We start from the raw sequence: 18,498 nt of genomic DNA on the forward strand, positions 1-18,498 counted from the left end.
TTGATTGAACCCCTCCGGGGTGGATCCCGCGGTGGAGTGCGGGATGCCACTTTCAATCCGGAGCGATTCCTGGAGGGCGGTGATGGCCGCGTTGTCCACATCGACGGCGGCGTGTGGAGGGGTCTCCGCTCCGGTCAAGCGGCGTTGGCGGTGGCCGTCCCCACCTGGAAGCTCGCCGAGGAGGTGGCCGGCGGGGACAGCGTGTTGGTCACCGTGATCGGTCCCGTGGTGGCCCCCTGGGGGACGCGCGCGACGAGCGTGGTGTCGCTCGCGACGTTGTAGGACGTCGCCTCGATTCCGTTGAATTTCACCGAGGTGGTCCCCGTGAAGCCGGTTCCCGTCACCGTCACCTGAAGTCCCGGCATGCCCACGGCGGGAGTGAATCCGGTGAGGGTGGGGGCCGTGCTGCTCTTCACGGTGAAGCTTCCCTGTGACATCGCGACGCCCCCAGGTGCTTCGACCACGAGGAGCCCACTCACGGCGCCGGATGGCACTGTGGTGGTGATTTGTGTGTCACTCCGCACCGAGATCGTGGCCGGCGAGCTTCCCCCGCCGAAGGCCACGTAGGTGGTGCCCGTGAAGCCGGAGCCGGTGATCGTCACCGGGGTCCCCTGCGTCCCCGTGGCGGGCGTGAAACCGAGAATCTTCGGCGCCGCCAGCACCGTGAAGGACTGACTGGACGCGGCCGTGTCCACCGTGTTGGTCACGTGCAGCAACCCCGAGGTCGCCTGGTTCGGGACGACGACGTCGAGCAGCCCGTCCCCTCGCAGCGTGAAGGGGGCTGCCGCGTTGCCCGCGAAGGTCACCTGGGTCGTTCCGGTGAAGTTCGTGCCCTCGAGGGTGATCGTCGCTCCCACTCCCGCGCTGGCTGGCGAGAAGCCGCTGAGGGTGGGCTTCCCCACGCTCTGCACGGCGAAGCTGTCGGACGACACCACGGAACCGCCGGGCGTGGTGACGGTCACGGGGCCTGCCGCGATTCCAGAAGGGACGACGGCCATGATCTGCGTGTCGGAGTTCACGCTGAAGGACGAGGCCGCGGTGGCCGGCCGTCCGATGGTCACCGACGTCGCTCCGGTGAAGCCGCTCCCATGAAGAGTGATGCTCGTTCCCGGCGTTCCCAGGGTGGGGCTGAAGCCCGAGAGGGCGGGACCTGGCAGCACCGTGAAGCCGATGTCTTTCGACGCTCCCACCGTGTTCGTGACGACGACGGGGCCGGTGCTGGCCCTGGGCGGCACGGTGGTGGAGAGCTGCGTGTCGGAGAGCACCTGGAACGTCGCGCCTTTCCCGTTGAAGGTCACACCGCGGGTGCCCGTGAAGCCCTCCCCGGACAGGGTGACGGTGGTCCCCTCGCTTCCGCTCGAAGGCGTGATGGCCTGGATCACGGGCAGGGTGCTGCTCGTCACCTGGAAGATGCTCGTCGAGTTCGACTTGCCCGCGGGCCCGGTGACGACGATCAGTCCCGTGGAGGCGTTCGAGGGGACGGTGGCCACGAGCTGGCTGTCGGTCTTCACGGTGAAGGACGCCAGGGTGCCGCCGAAGCTCACCTGGGTCGCGCCCGTGAAGCCGGAGCCGGTGAGGGTGACCCCGGTACCGACCTTGCCCGACGTGGGGGAGAAGCTCGCGACGACCGGCGGCGTCAGCACGGAGAACTTCCCCGAGGACGTGGCGCTTCCGGCGGGAGTGGTGACCACCACCGGACCGGTGACCGCGCCATCTCCGACCTTGGCGACGATCTGTCCGTCGTTCTTGATCTGGAAGACCGCGGCCGGAGCGCCTCCCAGCGTCACCCCGAGCGCGCCTGAGAACCCCGAGCCCGTGACGGTCACCGCCGTTCCGGGCGCTCCGGTGGTGGGGCTGAAGCCGGTGATGCTCGGCGGGCCTCCCGACGCGATGACCTCTGGCGCCGTCTGGACGGGCTCGGCCGTGGCATTCACGACGATGTCCGTCAGCCCGAAGTAGAAGACGACGCCCCCGTTGTAGACGATGTCATTGAGCGTGATGAGGACGTTCTTGTCCTTCTCGATGTTGGCGGTCGTGCCGGCATTGGAGATCTTGTGCTCGAGCTTTTTGGAGATCCGCCCGAGCAGCGAGTTGAGGATGGCGAGGAGGATTTCGGCGATGAATGGCGACAGCGGCACGAGGATGACGGCGACCGCGGCCAGCGCGGCGGTGACCGCGGCCAGGAATGCCATCCGGAAGAAGCCCTGGTCATTGGTGTGGAGGTCGATGTCCGGTGACACGAAGGCCAGTGAGATGCCCCGCGTGCCGTCCTCGGCCTGGACCACGGAGAAATTGACGGTGACCGAGCCCGACCCTTCGAGGGCGAACGTCTCACCCGCCGCCCGGAGGTAGAGCCCTTTCTCGACCACCTTCGACATGAGGTCCGTGATCGTCAGGGAAAGCCCCTTCTTGAGGGAGTAGTCCACGTCCTTCGCCAGCGAGAGCACGGCCGGGTCCTTGGTGAGGTCGAATGCGGAGGTGCTCACGTCGAGCGCGCTCGCCAGCGCGGGCATGAGCAGCCGATCGAACAGGGCGTAGTCCGAGATGGCGATGGTGATGTTGCTGCCCGAGGGGGGTTGGATGAGGGGGTCGCTGGCGAACGCGGTCGACACGTCCGTGGAAGGGGGCACCGTGTTGGCGGTCATCATCACGATGAGCAGCTCTGGCTTCCCGGCCACCGAGGACACCTGGAAACAAGAGGTCGTCGGCAGGATGGGGGCATAGGGATTGGAGGAGTCACCCGGTGCCCCTCCCGCGGCGGTGCCCTGGGCGATGACCGAGTACGGCTTCATCGTGGACTCGAGGAAGCTCTGGACGAGCGTGTTGACGCTCTGGGAGACGCGCGGGTTGTCGTTGATGTCGCTCGTGACCGTGAAGGCCTCGTCCAGAGCGAAGCAGTAGAAGCAGACGGAGAACGGCAGGTTTTTCGTGTCCTCGGTCACGAGCGTGGCGCCACCCGTGACGCTTCCCTTCGCGCCGGTCACCGCGTTCTTGACCGAGCCGTCGAAGTCGAAGCTGCCAATCAGTCCGCTCTGTGGCACGGGGAGGTGGCAGTTCATCGCGAGCTGGAGCTGTGGCGCGGTCCGGACGACATTCCAGATGCGGACCTGGGCGAGGGCTCCATCGAGCGACGGTGCTCCACCCGGGGCGCCGCCCATCATCAGGCTCGCGCCGGAGGTCAGCTCCGGCATGGCGAAGGCGACCTCGCACTTCATCATGCCGTCCACGTAGAAGAAGAGCAGGCCCGCGTCGAACGCGACCGCCACGTGGTGCCACTGGCCGTCGGTGATGGAGAGGGGCGTCGTGCAGACGTACTCCGCCCCCCAGTCGACGACGAGCTGCCCACCGCGGAGGGACAGGCCGGGCGAGGCCGCTCCGCCCGAACCGGGGAAGGACAGCAGGGTCTGGTCCTCCGTGGAGAGGGTACGGAGCCACATCTCCAGGGTGGCGGCGCCGCCGCTGAGGGGCTTGTTGGTGATGCACTGCGCATAGGCGCCCGTCCCTCCCGTTCCTTTCAGATAGTTCTGCTGGATGACGGTGGCGAAGGACAGGGTCGAGACCTTCACGCCCACCGTTACCGGGCCGCTGATGGACGTGGCCGGTCCACTCTGACCGCTCAACGTTCCACTGGTGATGGGCAGCGTGATGTTGACCAGGCCCGACGTGGCGTCGAGCGCGACCGTTGGCTCTCCGAGCGTGGCCGAGATGGAGAGACCATTGTTCTCGTAGTCGAACTGCGTCGGGATCGAACCGTCCTTGTACAGGTTGTCGATACCGGTGGAGAAGAAGTCCTCCGTCAGGCCGATGACCGCATCCCAATCATTCGTCGTCGTCGTCGTCATACTGCCTCCTGAGCTGTCGCCCATTTCCCCCGGGCAGTGGGAGAACGTTGTGATGGGTGAGCAAGGTACGGACGAGTTGTTGAGGAACTGTTGAGGGCGATGCGGGGACGCGCTCCATGGACCCTCAACACTTCCAGGACGTCATGGCGGGTGACAGGCGCGGCGGGACGCGCCCGCAACCCCGAAATGGGAGGGACACTCCATGGCATCGCAGAAGGCACAGTGGATGGAGCTGATGGCGGACTCGCTGGGGCCTCGGAGGCTCGAGGACCTGGTGCTGCCGGGGACGCACAACTCGGGCACGTATTCGCTTTCAGCAGACGATGATTTCTCGCCGGACCAGGTGGAATTCCCCTGGTCCGCGGTGCTCAACAAGTCGGGGCTGTCGTTGACGGAGACGCGCAAGCTCTTCGCGAGGTGGGGCAAGGCGCAGGGGATGAACCTCCCCGAGCAGCTCGAGCAGGGCATCCGCTACCTCCACTTTCGTGTCGCCCACCGCAAGGGAGGCTTCTACGCCTGCGAGGGATTGTATGGCGCGGACCTCGGGAAGGTACTGCCGGACGTGCAGACGTTCCTGACGAATCATCCGCGAGAGATCGTCATCCTGGACTTCGAGCGCTTCTACGAGATGGAGACGTTTGCCCACCATGCGCTCGTCCTGTTGCTCCAGAGCACCTTCCCGCGGCAGCTCGCTCCGAGGAGCCTGGGGACCGACGTCACCCTGAACGAGCTCTGGGCCCACGGCAAGCGCGTCATCGTCGCCTATGGCAACTCGGAGATGGTGGATGCCTACCCGGAGTTGTGGGCCCGCTCCTCGAAGGAGGCAGCCCCGCTGGTGTCACCGAACCCCCATACCCAGAGCAAGGGCGAGCTGGAGAAGAAGCTGACGGGATATCTCGCGCAGCGTTCGCCGGAGTCGTTCCTCGTCCTCCAGGGCGTGCTGACACCCGATGAGGGGATGATCTGCGCGGGGCTGACCTCGGAGGTGGGCGCGGCGGTGGACACCGTGACCGGCTGGTTTGGCGCGGACACGGACGTCGAGCAACCCTCGTCGCTGCGCGAGGTCGCCCGGGAGGTGAGCCCGCGTGTCGCGGCCTGGGTGAGGAACGAGTGGGCCGACGAGCCCGTCAACGTGGTGATGGTGGACTGGGCCGAGGACTCCTCGCTGGTCGACGTGGCGCTCATGCGCAATGGCACTCCGGACCCGTGGTCTCCGCAGGTCAACATCACCGAGCGCAACCAGGCGGAGACGTCGGACATGCCCGCGGCGGTGGTATATGGGAACAGGCTTCATGTCGCCTATCGTGGCAGGGAGTCCTCGAACCTCTACGTCTGCACCTCGGACGGCGTGAACTGGTCCGCGCAGAACCACATCACCGACAAGAATGGCGCGAAGAGCTCACATGGGCCCTCCCTGGCGGTCTTCAACGGCCGGTTGTACATGGCCTATCGCGGTGAGGACTCGTCGAACCTCTACTGCTGCAGCTTCGATGGCTCGACGTGGTCCGCCCAGACGCGCATCACCGACAAGAACGGCGCGAGGACCTCGGACACTCCCGCGCTGGCGTCCTTCAACGGCGCGCTGCACCTGGTCTTTCGTGGAGACGGCTCGTCGAAGCTCTATACCTGCACCTTCGACGGGACGTCGTGGTCGCGCCAGCAATGCCTGACGGACGTCAATGGCGCGAAGGCCGGGAGCGCGCCGACGCTCGCCATGCACGCGGACAGGATGTACCTGGCCTGGAAGGGCGAGAGCCTCACGAACCTGTGGGTGTGCTCGTTCGATGGCAGCAACTGGTCTGCCCAGACCCAGTTGACCGCGCTCAATGGCGCGAAGACCTCGGAGACACCGGCGCTGGCCTCGCTCGGTGACCGGCTGTATGCCATCTATCGAGGTGAAGGCTCGTCGACCCTCTGGAGCTGCTCACTCGAGGCGGGGCAGTGGGGCTTCCAGAACGACGTCACGGGGGTGAATGGCGCGAAGACCTCCAAGGCGCCCGCCCTGGCGGTACTCGGCAACGCCCTCCATCTCTTCTTCCGGGGAGAGAGCTCGGCCACCCTGCGCGCCTGCTCCATGTCACCCTCGACGTGACGCATGGCGGTGATGAGGCTCGAGTCTTCCCCGGGCCGTCACTTCCGGGGCGGCGGCTCGAGCGACGCGGGAGCCGTGGCGGGAGCCTCGCGCTTGAAGGGGCTCCAGGACACCACCACCTCCTTGCCCAGCGCGTCATGTCCATACAGGAAATCGAGGAGCTGTTTGATATCGCTCGACGCCTCGGAGGCGCTCACCGTCACGTAGCCACGGAAGCCCCCGTGCTCGAGCACCTCGTCCACATGGAGGGCCTCGGTCCAGGGCCGCGTGACGGTATCGGGCTGGCCGTCCCAGTGGAGGGAGATGCGCTCGAGGCGCTCCCAGGTGATGTCCGTCTCGCCCGGGGCACGGACCACCACGTCGCTGCGCCAGCCGCCCTCGGGGAGCGGGCGCCAGCGGGAGACCCGCAGCTCGACGGGGGACGGCACCTCCGAGGGAGGTTGCCCACGAGCGAGCGCGAACGCGGTGGCCTCCAGCGGCCCGCCCCGGTCGAGCCGGGCCTGGAGCCGCACGGTGAAGCTCCGGACCTCCTGGGCGCCGAGCTCCTGGAGTGAATAGGTGTGCTCGACACGAGGCTCGGACGTGGTGGCGGTGGAGCCATCGCCGAAGTCCCACGCGTACGAGACGACGCGCTCGGGTCCCGTGTGGAACGTCTGGAACTCGAAGGCCGCTTGCCCTCTCTGGGCCACGCTGAGGCGAAGGGGCTCGTTGCGCTGACTGTCCGAGTCACCGCACTGGCGCACGTCGATTTCGAGCTCGCGCTCGGCGAGCACGCCGACGCGCCGCCCCCCGAGGTCCGTGCACACCTGGAAGCGGACGAAGTACCTGCCGGCCGTCTCGGGGGCCCGCCACTGGAGCGTTGGACCGGGCTGCAGCTCGGCGCCGCCCCCGGAGACGGGCCAGACCCATCGGTAGACCGCGCCCGGCTCGGGCACGCCCCCGAGGCGAGCGGACAGTGACATGGATTCACCCGCGCAGACCCAGGGGCGATCCGTGTCGATACCCTCGACCACGACACTGGAGGCCACGGACACGCGCTCCTCGTGGAGGGCCGCGGAGAGTGCCTCCCCGGAGGTGGCCTGGGGCGCGGGCACGCGGGGTGGGGGAGTCGGCGGAGGCGTGGGAGGAGCCGCGGGCCGCACCTCGGTGGAGCGGGGACGGGGCTCGGCGATTCGGGGAGCCGGGGGCGGGGTTTCGCCGTCGGGCCGGGGCCAGAGCGCTACGGCGAACGAGAGCAGGACCGCCACGGCCACGAGCCCCCCGAGCATGAGAGCACGAGCCCTGGAGCCAGGACGTTCCGGGGTTTCGGGGGGCACGGGAGCGTTCCGCACGAGGGACTAGAACCCGAAGTCGTTCAGGTGGCGGCGATAGCCCTCCGAGTTGGGCCGGTACCACTGATTGTCCCAACCCGTGAACGCCACGTCATCGAGCAGCCACTCGGTGGCGCCATTGAGGGTGACCTGGTTGATGAGCTGCACGGCCGTGGAGCCCACGTTCCGGGAGACGAGCCGGCTCGAGGTATCGAGGTATTGATAGGCATAACGGCTGCAGTAATCCTGATAGGCGCAGCCGTTGTCGCAGGTGGTGAGGTTGTTGTAGGTGGCGTGTTTGTCTTCGGCGACGTAGAGCGTGGGCCAGCCGCGATAGGCATTGCGGGAATCACTCGCGGTGTCGTACTCGAGCTGACTGGACGAGTACCAGGCCGACGAGTCGCAGATGCTCTTGCGATGGGCGGACAGATAGGCCCAGTCGAGGTACCACCTGCCGCCGGAGTAATGGACCTCGAGGAGCTGGAACTCGGGATCTCCGTCGTGGCCGGTGGTGACACCTGTGTCGTCGAAGAAGGTGTCCATGTAGAAGATCTGCAGCGTGCGGGTGGAGAAGCTGGTGCTCTTCACCGCGTAGTAGGGGCGCCGGCCATAGCCGCTCTCGCCGCTGTCGAACCAGAAGAGGGGCATGAACCAGAAGGCGACCTGGTACTCGCAGTCGTCATTGAGCCCGTCGCGATCGGCGTCCGTACCGGAGCCCCAGCAGTTGTCACCATAGGGGATGGAGTCGAGCCCGTCGGCGAAGGCCGGGCCCGGTACGGCGAGGAGCAACCCCAACGACACGACAGCGATTCTGGTGATGCGGTCCATTCGAGCCTCCGGGGGGTGAGGAGGCGCGAAGAGTACATCGGAGCCCTCCCACGGTGGCGAGAGCGAACCGTGGGAGGAGGGAACAGCCGGCAGGGGAGGGCTCAGGACCGGGTGGGCGCCGCGGGCGACGAAGTGCTCGGAGAGGGATCGCGCATCACGAGCAACCGCAGCTCGGTCATGTCCTCGATGGCGTACTTCACGCCCTCACGCCCCAGTCCCGAGCCCTTCACGCCTCCGTAGGGCATCGTGTCGACCCGGAAGCTCGGCACGTCCCCCACGACGACGCCTCCCACCTCCAATTCGTCCCACGCCCGCATCGCCCGCGACAGGTCGTTGGTGAAGAGGCCCGCCTGCAGCCCGTAGCGCCCACCATTCACCACGCGGAGCGCGTCGTCGAACGAGGCGAAGGGTTGGAGCAGCACGACCGGCCCGAATGCCTCCTCCGCGCTCAGCGGCTCGTCGGCGGGCACGCCCTCCAGCACGGTGGCTTCCAGCAACGCACCGCGTCGTCCTCCCCCGCTCAGCACGCGAGCCCCTCGCGCCACCGCGCGCTGAATCCAGCCCTCCAGCCGCCGCGCGGCGGGTTCGTCGATCATGGGCCCGAGCGTGGTGGCCTCGTCCCTCGGGTCCCCCGCGCGCAGCGCCCGCGCCCGGGAGACGAGCCGCTCACGCAGCGCGCCATACAACTCCTCGTGCACGAGTACGTGCTGCACCGAGATGCAGCTCTGCCCCGCCTGGAAGAAGGCGCCGTGGGCCACGCGATCCGCGATGAAGTCCAGGCGCTCGCCCTGGTCGCGGTCCACCACGCAGGCCGCGTTGCCTCCGAGCTCCAGGACCACCTTCTTGCGGCCGGCGCGCGCCTTGAGCTCCCAGCCCACCTTCTCCGAGCCGGTGAACGAGAGCAGCTTCAGCCGGTCGTCCTCGATGAAGGGCCCCACGTCCTCGAGGCGCGTGGGGAGGACGGAGAAGGCACCCTCGGGGAGGTCCGTCTCGGCGAGCACCTCGGCCATGATCATCGCGCTCACGGGCGTGCGATCCGACGGCTTGAGCACGAACGGGCAACCGGCGGCGATGGCGGGCGCCACCTTGTGCGCCACCAGGTTGAGCGGGAAGTTGAACGGGGTGATGAACGAGCACGGGCCCACGGGCACGCGCTGGGTGAAGCCCCGGTAGCCCGCCGCGCGCCGGGACACCTCCAGGTTCAGCACCTCGCCCTCGATGCGCACGGCCTCCTCGGCCGACGCCTTGAAGGTGTCGATCAGCCGGGAGACCTCGCCCCGCGCGTCGCGAAGGGGCTTGCCCGCCTCGATGCAGAGCGCGAGCGCGAGCTCCTCGGCCCGCTCGCGGAAGCGGCGGACGCAGTGCTCGAGCACCTCTTGACGCGCGTACGGCGCCAGGCGCCGCATCGGGCCGGCCGCGCGCACCGCCGCGGCGATGGCCTCCTCCACGGCACCCGCGTCCGCGAGGGCGACGTGCGTCACGACCTCGCCCGAGAACTTGTTGGTCACGGCCAGCTCCGCGTTGGGCTGCCGCGGGCGGTTGGCCAGGTAATAGGGGTAGCGTTCGGCCAGCATGGTGCTCCTCGCTTTCTCTCTCGTGCTCATGGTTCAGCGCGTGGTGGCGTCCTCGTCACCGGCTCCGAGCGCGCGGGTGTTGTCCGAGTAATCGATGGGCAGGTCGATGACGTGCACTCCGCCCGAGTCCAGGCAGCGCGCGAGCGTGGTTCCGAACTCCGTGGCGCTCGCCGGACGGTGACCGCGTGCGCCGTAGGCCTCCGCGTAGCGGACGAAGTCCGGGTTGCCCAGCTCCATGCCGAAGTCCGGGAGCCCCATCTGCCCCTGCTTCCAGCGAATCATCCCGTAACCGTCGTCGCGGACCACGACCACCGTCAAATCCATCCGCAGGCGCACCGCCGTCTCGAGCTCCTGCGAGTTCATCATGAACCCACCATCGCCACAGACCGCGAGCACCTTGCGCCGCGGGTGGACCATCTTGGCCGCGATGGCGGAGGGGAGCCCCGCCCCCATGGTCGCGAGCGCGTTGTCGAGCAGCAGCGTGTTGGGCCGACGGCAGCGGTAGTAGCGGGCGAACCAGAGCTTGTACATGCCGTTGTCCAGACACACGATGCCGTCGTCCGGCAGGGCGCGCCGCACCTCGGCGACGAGCCGCGCGGGGTAGATGGGGAAGCGCTCGTCGTCAGTGCCGCGCGCGAGCTGCGCGTCGAGCCCCGCGCGGGCGCGCTCGAAGGGTGCGAAGTCCCAGTGCGTGCGCGGGCCGACGCCCTCCGCGATGCGCCACACCGCGTTGGCGATGTCGCCCGTCACCTCCACCTGCGGGAAGTACACGGGGTCCACTTCGGCCGACGAGAAGTTCAGGTGGACCACCGTGCGGCGGTGGTCGCGCATGACGAATGGCGGCTTCTCGATGACGTCGTGGCCCACGTTGATGATGCAGTCCGAGGCCTCGATGGCGCGGTGGACGAAGTCTCCGTCGGAGAGCGCCGCCGTGCCCATCCAGAGCGGATGGGTCTCATCCACCACGCCCTTGCCCATCTGCGTGCTGAAGAAGGGAATCCCCACGCGGTCCACGAGGACGCGGAGCATCTCCGAGGTGAGCTTGCGGTTGGCGCCCGCGCCAATCATGAGCAGCGGGCGGCGGGCGGATGCGATGGCCTCGACCGCCAACGCGATGGAGGCCTCGTCGGCCACGGGCCGGCGCTGGGCACTGGGCGCGAGCGGCACGGCGTCGGAGGACTCGCGTGCCACGTCCTCGGGGAGCTCCAGGTGCGTCGCACCGGGGCGCTCCTCCTCCGCGCGGCGGAAGGCCTCGCGCACCGCCGAGGGGACGTGCTCCGCGGAGACGAGTGTGCGGGTGGATTTGGTGAGCGGCCGCATCATCCCCACGACGTCGACGATCTGGAAGTGGCCCTGCTTGCCGGCCTTGATGGGCTTCTGTCCGGTGAGCATCACCATGGGCATGCCGCCGAGCTGGGCGTACGCCGCGGCCGTGACGAGGTTGGTGGCGCCAGGCCCCAGCGTGGAGAGGCACACGCCCGCGTGTCCGGTGAGCCGTCCCCAGGTGGCGGCCATGAAGCCCGCGGCCTGCTCGTGGCGCGTGACGACGAGGCGCATGCCCGAGGCGCGCATCGACTCGAGCAGATCCAGGTTCTCCTCGCCGGGCAGTCCGAAGACGCAGCGCACGCCCTCCGCTTCGAGTGCTTTGACGAACAGGTCCGATGCCTTCATTGGGGTTTCTCCTCTCGGTACGGGAGAAGATTTACGCGCCGCCGTCGATTCGTACATTCGTTTGTTCCCATGGAGTCGATAGGCAATGCCTATGATGGAAGAATGGAGCTCCGTCACCTCCGCTACTTCTCTGCCGTCGCCGACACGCTGCACTTCGGACGCGCCGCTCGGCGCGTCCACGTCTCGCAGCCCACGCTGTCGCAGCAGATCCGCCAGCTCGAGGAGGAGCTGGGCTCGCCCCTCTTCGAGCGCGCGCGCACCGGTGTGCGCCTCACCCAGGCGGGGGAGTTGTTCCGCACGTACGCCTCGCGCGCGCTGGAGGACGTGGACGCTGGCCGGATGGCGGTGGGCGCGCTGCGCGGGCTGGCCACGGGGGCGCTGCGCGTGGGCTACCCGCCCAGCATGCGAGGCGTCGTGGTGCCCGCGCTGGCCGCCGTGCTGCGCAAGCATCCGGGCCTGGCACTGAGCGCCGAGGAGGCCATCGTGCGGAGGCTGGAGCGCCGGCTCTCGGACGGCAAGCTGGACGTGGGGCTGGGGTATGCGCCTGCTCGCCTGCCGGACCTCGACGCGGAGCCCGTCTTCGACAGCAGGCTCGCGCTCGTCGTGGGCCGGGGGCATCCGCTGGCGGGAGCGGAAGCCGTGGGGGCGCGGCAGCTCGCGGAGGAGCCGTTCGCGTTGCTCTCGCGCGGGCTGCGAGTGCGTGCGCGCGTGGACGCCTGGTTCTCCGCCATGAGGCTCGCGCCGCCCATTGCGCTCGAGTCCAACGCGGTGGCCACCGTGCTCGCGATCGTTCGCGCGGGCCTCGCCGTCACGGTGCTCCCAGAGCCACGGCTCGCGGACGTCGAGCGGTTGGTGGTGAAGCGGTTATCGCCCGCACCACGCTCCGAGCTCGCGGCGCTCCTCTGGCGCAAGGGCGCGCCTCGCACGCCAGCGGCGGAGTTGTTCGCGGCGGAGGTCCGCGCACGGTCGAAGGAGGGCGGGGCGTGACCGGGCGACGTGCGGAACATTAAAGTCCTCCGCATGCGAACGCGCATCGTTGCTCTCCTGCTCCTCTTTCCGCAGCTCGCCTTCGCCGGGGGCCTGCGACTGGCGGCCGAGCTTCCAGACGTGAAGTACACGAACGTCGCGAAAGTAAGCGCGCAGCGCTTCGTCCTCGTCGGCGTCACGTGGGACCGCGACGAGAAGAACCGCGCCACGATGCCGCATTACGAGCTCTTCGATTTCCAGGAGCGCAAGGTCATCGACGTGCCCGTGCCGTTGCACCAACTCCCGAAGGCACACACCGACACGCTGGGCCGCACGAACCCGTCCGCGACCGTCATCCATCACGACGGCCAGGTCACCTCGCTCACGTTCAACGCGACGAGGGGCTACGCGGCGGTGGCAACCTACTTCTGCCAGTACGACCAACGCACCAGGCAGTTCTCCGACCTCGTGCTGCTCGGCCCCTGGGACGACACCCGCTACTTCTACGACATCGGGTTCGATCCAACTGACACGTACTTCTATTACGCGTCCGCCGTGAACCCCGCGGGCAATGTGCTCAAGGATGGCTACACCTCGTTCGAGGTCGCCCGCATCGATCTCAAGACGCGCGCCATCGACTGGACGATGAAGGTCGACTTCCCCAAGCGCGACAAGCCGATCAAGTTGGTGTCTGGTCCCAAGGTGTTCAGCCCTGACGGCAAGAAGCTCGCGCTCGTCGAGTACAACGACAGAGGTAACGAGCGCGACCACCCCGCCAAGCCGCAGCAACAAGTGCTCGTCATCGACATCCCGTCGAAGCAGGTGGACTCCTATCCAGTTCCGATCACCACCTACGGTACGGCCTTCACGTCCGACGACCGCTACCTCCTCCTCGGCTCGAACGAGCTCGGCGACGTCATCCGCATCGACCTCCAGAAGAAAACGATCGACGCGAAGACGCAGGGAATGAAGAGGGTCCACCGCTTCGTGCTCACGCCATCGGGCAAGAGCTTCCTGGTGATCTCGAATACGCAGCAGATCTCGCCGAAGGTCGTCGAAGTGCGGCGCGTCTCTGACTTGAGCCTCCAGACGTCGATCCCGATGCGGATGCTCTTCCCCGGCAACGACGGCGTCGCGGCGGAAGCCATCGTCGGGCTCAATGGGCGGATTCTCATGACCCCGTTCGTCGACGAGAAAGGTTGGCCCGGCAGGAAGGGAGTGCGGCTGTACGAAGTGCCCGACGACGTGGATTCGCCGGAAGTCGCCGGCAGCGCGGGCGGCGACTTGAAAATTGCCCAGGGAGTGATCCTCGGCAAGCAGTACGCGGACAACCACGGCATCCACTACGCGGACTTCAAGGTCGCTCCGGCCGCGACGTTCGAGCAGTTCGTGGTCGCGCCGAGCGGCGACGTCCTCCTCATCGGAACGCTCAGCGGCAATACCGACTACGATTACAAGCCGGGGAGGACGAAGCCGGTCGTCGCGCGACTGGATCCGACCGGCAAGCCGCGTTGGCAGAAGGTGCTCGTGAAGAAGGGCTTCCTCGACTACGAGGGCGGCACGGTTGCGGCGACGCCGGACGGCGGCTGCGTGGCTCAAATCCTGTCGTACGTCCACCCCGGCCGGCATCCGGTCACCCGGCTCGTGAAGCTCAACGCGAAAGGGAAGGTCCTCTGGGATTACCAATTCCGCGGCGATGGCGGACCCCAGACGCCGCTGGGCGACCATTTCGAGCTGCTGCCCGACGGCTCGGTCTTGATCACCGGCCGGTACTACGACGATGTGCACGACAAGCAGAAGCACGACTGGAAGGCGGTCCTCGACCCGAACGGGAAGGTGGTGTCCGACGAGGTTTCGCCGTAACGCTCTTCTGCACGGAATTCACAGGCGGAGAGACTGCCCGTCTTGGAGGAAACATCCGTGACCCCAATCAGGAGGAATGAGCATGTTGCTTACAATGCGTGCTGCGCAGAGCCTCGGCCCGATGGATCGTTCGGGGAGGCCCATGTTCTCACTGCCGCTCCGAGGGAGCCCATTCGGCGTCTCGGCCCGGTCTGCCCCGCTGGTGCAGCGGGCCGAGGAGTTGGTGGAGGAGACGTTCGAACGGCACGCGGCCACGGCCGAGAACATCAACGCCGCCGATACGGATCGGGACAAGAACATGACTGCCTACTCCGGCGACGGGAAGACGCTGAAGTCGTTGCTCGGCGCGCGCCCCGACAAGATCCAGTCCGACCGCCTGTTCCGGATTCTCAACTTCCTCGTCGAGGACAGGCTTGGTGGCCGCAACCGGGGCATGCACCAGTTCGACTGCGCGGAGCCGCACGCGGTCGCGTGGCAGGCGGGCTTCAACGTTCCCCTGGAGGACATTCGGGTGCATTCGATCAAGGTCGTGTCGGGTTCGAATGCCGGAGAGGAGAGGCCGCCGTGCGAAAATTGCAGTCAATGGCTTGAGCCGGATGGGAGGAAGATCGACCCCCACGGCTATCTCTCCTACCGGATCCGCCAGACGATGCTCGATCGCTCGTGGCGCGACCGTTACCGCATCGGCATGGGCAGGATGTCGGGGGCTCGGCTCAAGGAGCTCCTGAAGTAGGAGGGATGCACGCACTCGAAGTAGAGCCACGACATGCCGTCTGTCTCCAGATTCCACACTGTGGAATTCGGCAGGCTCCCGGTAACACGCAACTGCTCGGGATGGCAGCCGATAACCAGGGAGTACTCCCTACCGTCCCTGGTGTCCCGATGAGCCTGTCCCTTCTCAATCGCCTCGCTCAGTCCATCAAGCCCGCGGTCCGGCAGGTCCCCCCCGAGCTGAAGCTGCCGGCCCGGCCCACTCAGCCATCCTCGCTCCCCCAGCAACAGCTTCGTGACACGTTCTCGCCCGCCCGCACGAAGACGCTGGTCGACTTGCAAGGGGGCCCGGCGTCATCGCTGCTGACCGAGGACGCCCGGGACGCGAAGCGCAATTGCCTCGATCAGGCGGTCGACTACATTGGCAAGCTCCCCGCCAGTGAGCAGAAGAACGCCGAGTTGGTGATGCTGAAGGACCAGCGCGCGGGCGCGGAGGGAAGCTCCGGCCACGTGGTGGTGCGCCAGGGCGATCAGGTGGTCGACCCGGCGAGCGGCAAGAAGTATGCGAGCACCGCCGAGTACCTCGCGAAGAACCCGCAGTACTCGGAGGCCGGTACGGTATCGGGCGAGGACGCGATGAAAATCTTCGCGACCCGGGCTGGCAGCCCCGAGCGGCAGGCGGCACTCGACGCCGCGAAGGTGTCACCCGATTTGCAGCAGATGATGGTCGCCGACAATGAGCCCACGGTGCTGGCGCCCGAGGATCCGCAGGTCGTCCAGCAGAGGCGGACCGCGGAAGAGGCCGCGCAGTATGACTACTACAAGGCGATGATTGAACGGAACGGTGGCACGTTCGACTCGACGCCTGGCAAGCGCAACATGCTCGCCATCCGCCACGACACAAACACGAAGACCAACGACGGCAAGGGCGCCTACGACGACAAGGCCGTGCTGCTCTGGGTCGATGAGCAGGGTGGGAAGCACTGCACGTCGTACAATGCCTGCACCGAGCCGGGCGAGAAGATGTTGGAAGAGGACTACGGCGAGGCGATTGGCGGAGACGACCGGAAGGACCTCGGACGCCTGCCGGCGGGCTCGTATACGTACCACTTGCGCAATGACTACGGCCGCGAGCTCGCCGGCTTCTTCAAGCGGGGGCCGTTCGACAACGAGGGCACGCGCCAGGTTCTCGGCGCGCCCGACGGCGCGGATTGGCAGGCCGAGTACGACATCGACCACGACGGGGACTTCGACGAGAACGTGCGCGGCAAGGACGGCGAGGAGATCCTCTGGCACATGGGCCGGGACGACAACCCGCGCAGCGCCGGTTGCCAGACGATGCCGCCCGAAGAGTGGCGGCGTTTCCTCAAGGACCTCGACCTGAAGGAGGACCAATCCATCAACTACACACTGGTGCAGGAGGACACGGCGAAAGGTAATGTCGTCTATTCGCCGCCGAAGGAGGGAACGGTGGAGGTCTGAAGACTTCAGCCCTTGGTGGCCTCCACCAGCGCTCCGAGCGGGGGGCTCCGCGGGCCTGACGGCTCGGGCGGAGCCGGCCAGCGTCCCCACTCGGTTCCGATCCGCGCGGGGTCGACGGGGGCGGCCCGCCACCCGCGCCCCTCGACGAGCGTCGCCGGTTGGTCATTGCCGTAGCGCCACGGTGCGCCAAGCTCGTTCATGTACCGCAGAGGTTGATCACGAGGCTGAGCGTGCCCGTGGGCAGCACACGCTCCTTCGAGGTCGACGCGCGGCAGTCCTCCGAGAGCCAGAAGCAGGAGATGGATTCCTCGAGCGGAGGTCCCGGTCTGTAGATGAGGGCTTTCATGGGTCGTCCTGGCGGGTCTCGGCCGGAGAGGGAGTGCAGGGTCACCCACCGTGAGCAGTGCCCGGTAGCTGGCGTGCAGGGAGGCGCCCTCCAGCAAGGCGCACCGGGTGTTCCTCCCCCGGAGCGGAGGCCGAAGGCGCCATGGCGCACGTGTAGCGCCAGCGGCGTGGTGCGCGCTCATAGATGCCGCTCGTGCCCGGTGCACACTCCAGCAACAAGCGCCGGGCCAAGGCCTGCTCCCGGGTGACGGTGTAGTCGGTGGTTGTCTGGAAGCGGTGGACGGCGCGCATCCCCGTGTTCCGGTCGTCGGGTTGGATTGCCGCCCAGCCCTGCGCCCACTCGATGAAGCGGGGCGGGTGTTGGTCGAGGTAGGCCTGGGCGCCCTCCGTCAACATCTCGGGGGTGTTGAGTCCGACCATGTCCACCACGAACGCCTGGCCGAAGAAGCGCGGCGCTCCCGCATCGAGCACCCATACCACCTCGTCAGGTGAGGCCTTCGCCAGGAGACGGCCCCCCTGGACCTGCAGGTCGTCGATGTTGTGTGCGTCGTTCTCGAGCCGGGTGAGGCGAGCGGGGAGCCCCGTGGCGAGGGTGAGCGGCAGGAGCGCCGCCACGGTGGTGGCCAGCCACGGACCCCGCGTCGCCAGGCGGGCCTCCAGCCACCGGCCCAGCAGCAGGGGCGGGGCGGCGAGGAGGAAGGGAATCGCGGGCAGCAGGTAGCGCTGGACGTAGAAGATCTGCGCCGCGGGCTGCCGAAGGAGCGCTTGCGAGACGGAGCAGAACACCAGCGCCGCTCCCACGAGTCCGGCCGCCAGACGCTCGGGGCTGGAGGGGGGCACGCGACGCAACACCAGTACTCCCCCGGCCACCACCACCAGGGCCGCGAGCACCGGACCGGGCCAGGAAAGCTCCGGCACCACCCGGAAGAAACCCGCCCATTGCGTGGCCAGCAGGGGCAGTTGATTCGAGGCGCCCACCTTGGCGTAGAACGTCGCGGGCAGCGGCCTGCCCGAGGCATGCAGGTTCCACAGGGCCCAGGCGCCCCCACCGATGGCCACGCCCACCCCCGCCTGGAACCAACGCCGCAGGACGGGTTTCCACCCGGGCTGGGGCCGGACCACGAGCGGCAGGAGGAAGAGGAAGAGCCCCACCTCGGGACGCGCCAGCGGGCCGAGCACGCCGCAGAGCACGTAGAGCCAGGGCCGCTCCGAGCGCAGGGCGAGCAGGAACCCCACCGCCATGCACGTCGCCAGGGGCACCTCCATGCCGGAGAGGCTGGCGGCGATCAGGTGTGGGCTCACCAGCACGAGCAGCGCCGCGCTCGCGGCCCAACGCCGGCCCGAGTCCTGGAAGGCGATGTACAGGCCGGCGGCGGTGAGCGCATGCAGGAGGAAGCCCAGCAGCTTGGTGACGAGCACCGCCCTCTCCGCGTCCGCGTTCCCCAGGTGCGCCACGGCGAGCACCACGGCCCACAGAGGGGACGTCTCGCCCGTGGCGGGCACACCGGGGTTGTAGCTGAGCCCGTCTCCCCGGGCCACGGAGCGCGCGTAGACGGCGTGGATCCACGCATCGTCGAGCGGAAAGCCGCGAATGCGCCAGTAGTCGGGGATCAGGGCTACGCAGAGCGCCAGCACCGCGAGCACGCAGAGCACGCCGAACCACCCGCTGGCACGTCCTTGCCGTGTGGCCAGGGTGGGGGAGGGATGGGTTGAACGGTCACGCATGAGGTAGCGCGAACCTACCCCATCCGAGGTTCCCTTGATGAGGCGGCAGTGGGCCTCGGCCGGATGCTCAGCAGCCGTTCCCTCTCTGC

General features: G+C 67.9%; 13 protein-coding genes. 5 read left to right on the forward strand and 8 right to left on the reverse strand.

What is annotated here, in order from left to right:
- Positions 1-134: 134 nt before the first annotated feature.
- Positions 135-3,842 carry an IPT/TIG domain-containing protein gene (locus DAT35_RS30270; RefSeq protein ID WP_158501952.1) on the reverse strand — a complete coding sequence of 1,236 codons (3,708 nt, stop codon included), beginning with the start codon at positions 3,840-3,842 and terminating at the stop codon, positions 135-137.
- A 202-nt stretch (positions 3,843-4,044) separates the two neighbouring features.
- Here DAT35_RS30270 and DAT35_RS30275 point away from each other — a divergent pair, with 202 nt between their 5' ends.
- Positions 4,045-5,934 (forward strand): phosphatidylinositol-specific phospholipase C domain-containing protein, encoded by a 1,890-nt coding sequence (locus DAT35_RS30275; RefSeq protein WP_108071423.1) that lies wholly within the window; start codon positions 4,045-4,047, stop codon positions 5,932-5,934.
- Between the two features lie 38 nt (positions 5,935-5,972).
- Here the strand turns inward: DAT35_RS30275 and DAT35_RS30280 are convergent, their stop codons facing one another.
- The 4 genes from DAT35_RS30280 to DAT35_RS30295 all read right to left on the reverse strand — a co-directional run bounded on the left by DAT35_RS30280 (position 5,973) and on the right by DAT35_RS30295 (position 11,317).
- Entirely contained in the window at positions 5,973-7,181 is a 1,209-nt protein-coding gene (locus DAT35_RS30280; RefSeq protein ID WP_233261803.1) for a PKD domain-containing protein, read from the reverse strand.
- Positions 7,182-7,271: 90 nt separating this feature from the next.
- Positions 7,272-8,072, reverse strand: a complete 801-nt coding sequence (locus tag DAT35_RS30285; RefSeq protein ID WP_108071427.1) for a hypothetical protein — start codon at positions 8,070-8,072, stop codon at positions 7,272-7,274.
- Between the two features lie 101 nt (positions 8,073-8,173).
- Positions 8,174-9,646, reverse strand: coding sequence for an aldehyde dehydrogenase family protein (locus DAT35_RS30290; RefSeq protein WP_108071429.1), 1,473 nt, complete (start codon positions 9,644-9,646; stop codon positions 8,174-8,176).
- 33 nt (positions 9,647-9,679) lie between these two features.
- On the reverse strand, positions 9,680-11,317 hold the full coding sequence (locus DAT35_RS30295) for an acetolactate synthase large subunit (protein ID WP_108071431.1): 1,638 nt from the start codon (positions 11,315-11,317) through the stop codon (positions 9,680-9,682).
- 102 nt (positions 11,318-11,419) lie between these two features.
- Here DAT35_RS30295 and DAT35_RS30300 point away from each other — a divergent pair, with 102 nt between their 5' ends.
- The 4 genes from DAT35_RS30300 to DAT35_RS30315 all read left to right on the forward strand — a co-directional run bounded on the left by DAT35_RS30300 (position 11,420) and on the right by DAT35_RS30315 (position 16,339).
- Positions 11,420-12,304, forward strand: a complete 885-nt coding sequence (locus DAT35_RS30300) for a LysR substrate-binding domain-containing protein (RefSeq protein WP_108071433.1) — start codon at positions 11,420-11,422, stop codon at positions 12,302-12,304.
- A gap of 33 nt (positions 12,305-12,337) precedes the next feature.
- On the forward strand, positions 12,338-14,146 hold the full coding sequence (locus DAT35_RS30305; RefSeq protein ID WP_108071435.1) for a hypothetical protein: 1,809 nt from the start codon (positions 12,338-12,340) through the stop codon (positions 14,144-14,146).
- 142 nt (positions 14,147-14,288) lie between these two features.
- Positions 14,289-14,879 carry a hypothetical protein gene (locus DAT35_RS30310; protein WP_108071437.1) on the forward strand — a complete coding sequence of 197 codons (591 nt, stop codon included), beginning with the start codon at positions 14,289-14,291 and terminating at the stop codon, positions 14,877-14,879.
- A gap of 149 nt (positions 14,880-15,028) precedes the next feature.
- Complete coding sequence (locus DAT35_RS30315) at positions 15,029-16,339, forward strand: hypothetical protein (RefSeq protein ID WP_108071439.1); 1,311 nt, start codon at positions 15,029-15,031, stop codon at positions 16,337-16,339.
- A 5-nt stretch (positions 16,340-16,344) separates the two neighbouring features.
- On the opposite strand, the gene DAT35_RS58340 is transcribed toward DAT35_RS30315, so the two are convergent.
- The 3 genes from DAT35_RS58340 to DAT35_RS30320 are packed head-to-tail and all read right to left on the reverse strand — an operon-like array spanning position 16,345 to position 18,409.
- Positions 16,345-16,539 carry a hypothetical protein gene (locus DAT35_RS58340; protein ID WP_146209949.1) on the reverse strand — a complete coding sequence of 65 codons (195 nt, stop codon included), beginning with the start codon at positions 16,537-16,539 and terminating at the stop codon, positions 16,345-16,347.
- Complete coding sequence (locus DAT35_RS59210) at positions 16,536-16,685, reverse strand: DUF6597 domain-containing transcriptional factor (protein WP_158501953.1); 150 nt, start codon at positions 16,683-16,685, stop codon at positions 16,536-16,538. Before DAT35_RS59210 ends, DAT35_RS58340 begins: the two co-directional genes overlap by 4 nt.
- A gap of 41 nt (positions 16,686-16,726) precedes the next feature.
- On the reverse strand, positions 16,727-18,409 hold the full coding sequence (locus DAT35_RS30320) for a hypothetical protein (RefSeq protein WP_146209950.1): 1,683 nt from the start codon (positions 18,407-18,409) through the stop codon (positions 16,727-16,729).
- Between the last annotated feature and the right edge of the window lie 89 nt (positions 18,410-18,498).

The sequence above is a fragment of the Vitiosangium sp. GDMCC 1.1324 genome, from assembly GCF_003044305.1.
Classification (GTDB): Bacteria; Myxococcota; Myxococcia; order Myxococcales; family Myxococcaceae; genus Archangium.

What these genes read in the sequence shown, in the direction of transcription:
- DAT35_RS30275 (WP_108071423.1), top strand. Translation starts at nt 4,045, where the DNA reads ATGGCATCGCAGAAGGCACAGTGGATGGAGCTGATGGCGGACTCGCTG.
- DAT35_RS30315 (WP_108071439.1), top strand. Translation starts at nt 15,029, where the DNA reads ATGAGCCTGTCCCTTCTCAATCGCCTCGCTCAGTCCATCAAGCCCGCG.
- DAT35_RS30310 (WP_108071437.1), top strand. Translation starts at nt 14,289, where the DNA reads ATGTTCTCACTGCCGCTCCGAGGGAGCCCATTCGGCGTCTCGGCCCGG.
- DAT35_RS30285 (WP_108071427.1), bottom strand. Translation starts at nt 8,072, where the DNA reads ATGGACCGCATCACCAGAATCGCTGTCGTGTCGTTGGGGTTGCTCCTC.
- DAT35_RS30300 (WP_108071433.1), top strand. Translation starts at nt 11,420, where the DNA reads ATGGAGCTCCGTCACCTCCGCTACTTCTCTGCCGTCGCCGACACGCTG.
- DAT35_RS30270 (WP_158501952.1), bottom strand. Translation starts at nt 3,842, where the DNA reads ATGACGACGACGACGACGAATGATTGGGATGCGGTCATCGGCCTGACG.
- DAT35_RS30305 (WP_108071435.1), top strand. Translation starts at nt 12,338, where the DNA reads ATGCGAACGCGCATCGTTGCTCTCCTGCTCCTCTTTCCGCAGCTCGCC.
- DAT35_RS30290 (WP_108071429.1), bottom strand. Translation starts at nt 9,646, where the DNA reads ATGCTGGCCGAACGCTACCCCTATTACCTGGCCAACCGCCCGCGGCAG.
- DAT35_RS59210 (WP_158501953.1), bottom strand. Translation starts at nt 16,685, where the DNA reads ATGAAAGCCCTCATCTACAGACCGGGACCTCCGCTCGAGGAATCCATC.
- DAT35_RS30295 (WP_108071431.1), bottom strand. Translation starts at nt 11,317, where the DNA reads ATGAAGGCATCGGACCTGTTCGTCAAAGCACTCGAAGCGGAGGGCGTG.
- DAT35_RS58340 (WP_146209949.1), bottom strand. Translation starts at nt 16,539, where the DNA reads ATGAACGAGCTTGGCGCACCGTGGCGCTACGGCAATGACCAACCGGCG.
- DAT35_RS30320 (WP_146209950.1), bottom strand. Translation starts at nt 18,409, where the DNA reads ATGCGTGACCGTTCAACCCATCCCTCCCCCACCCTGGCCACACGGCAA.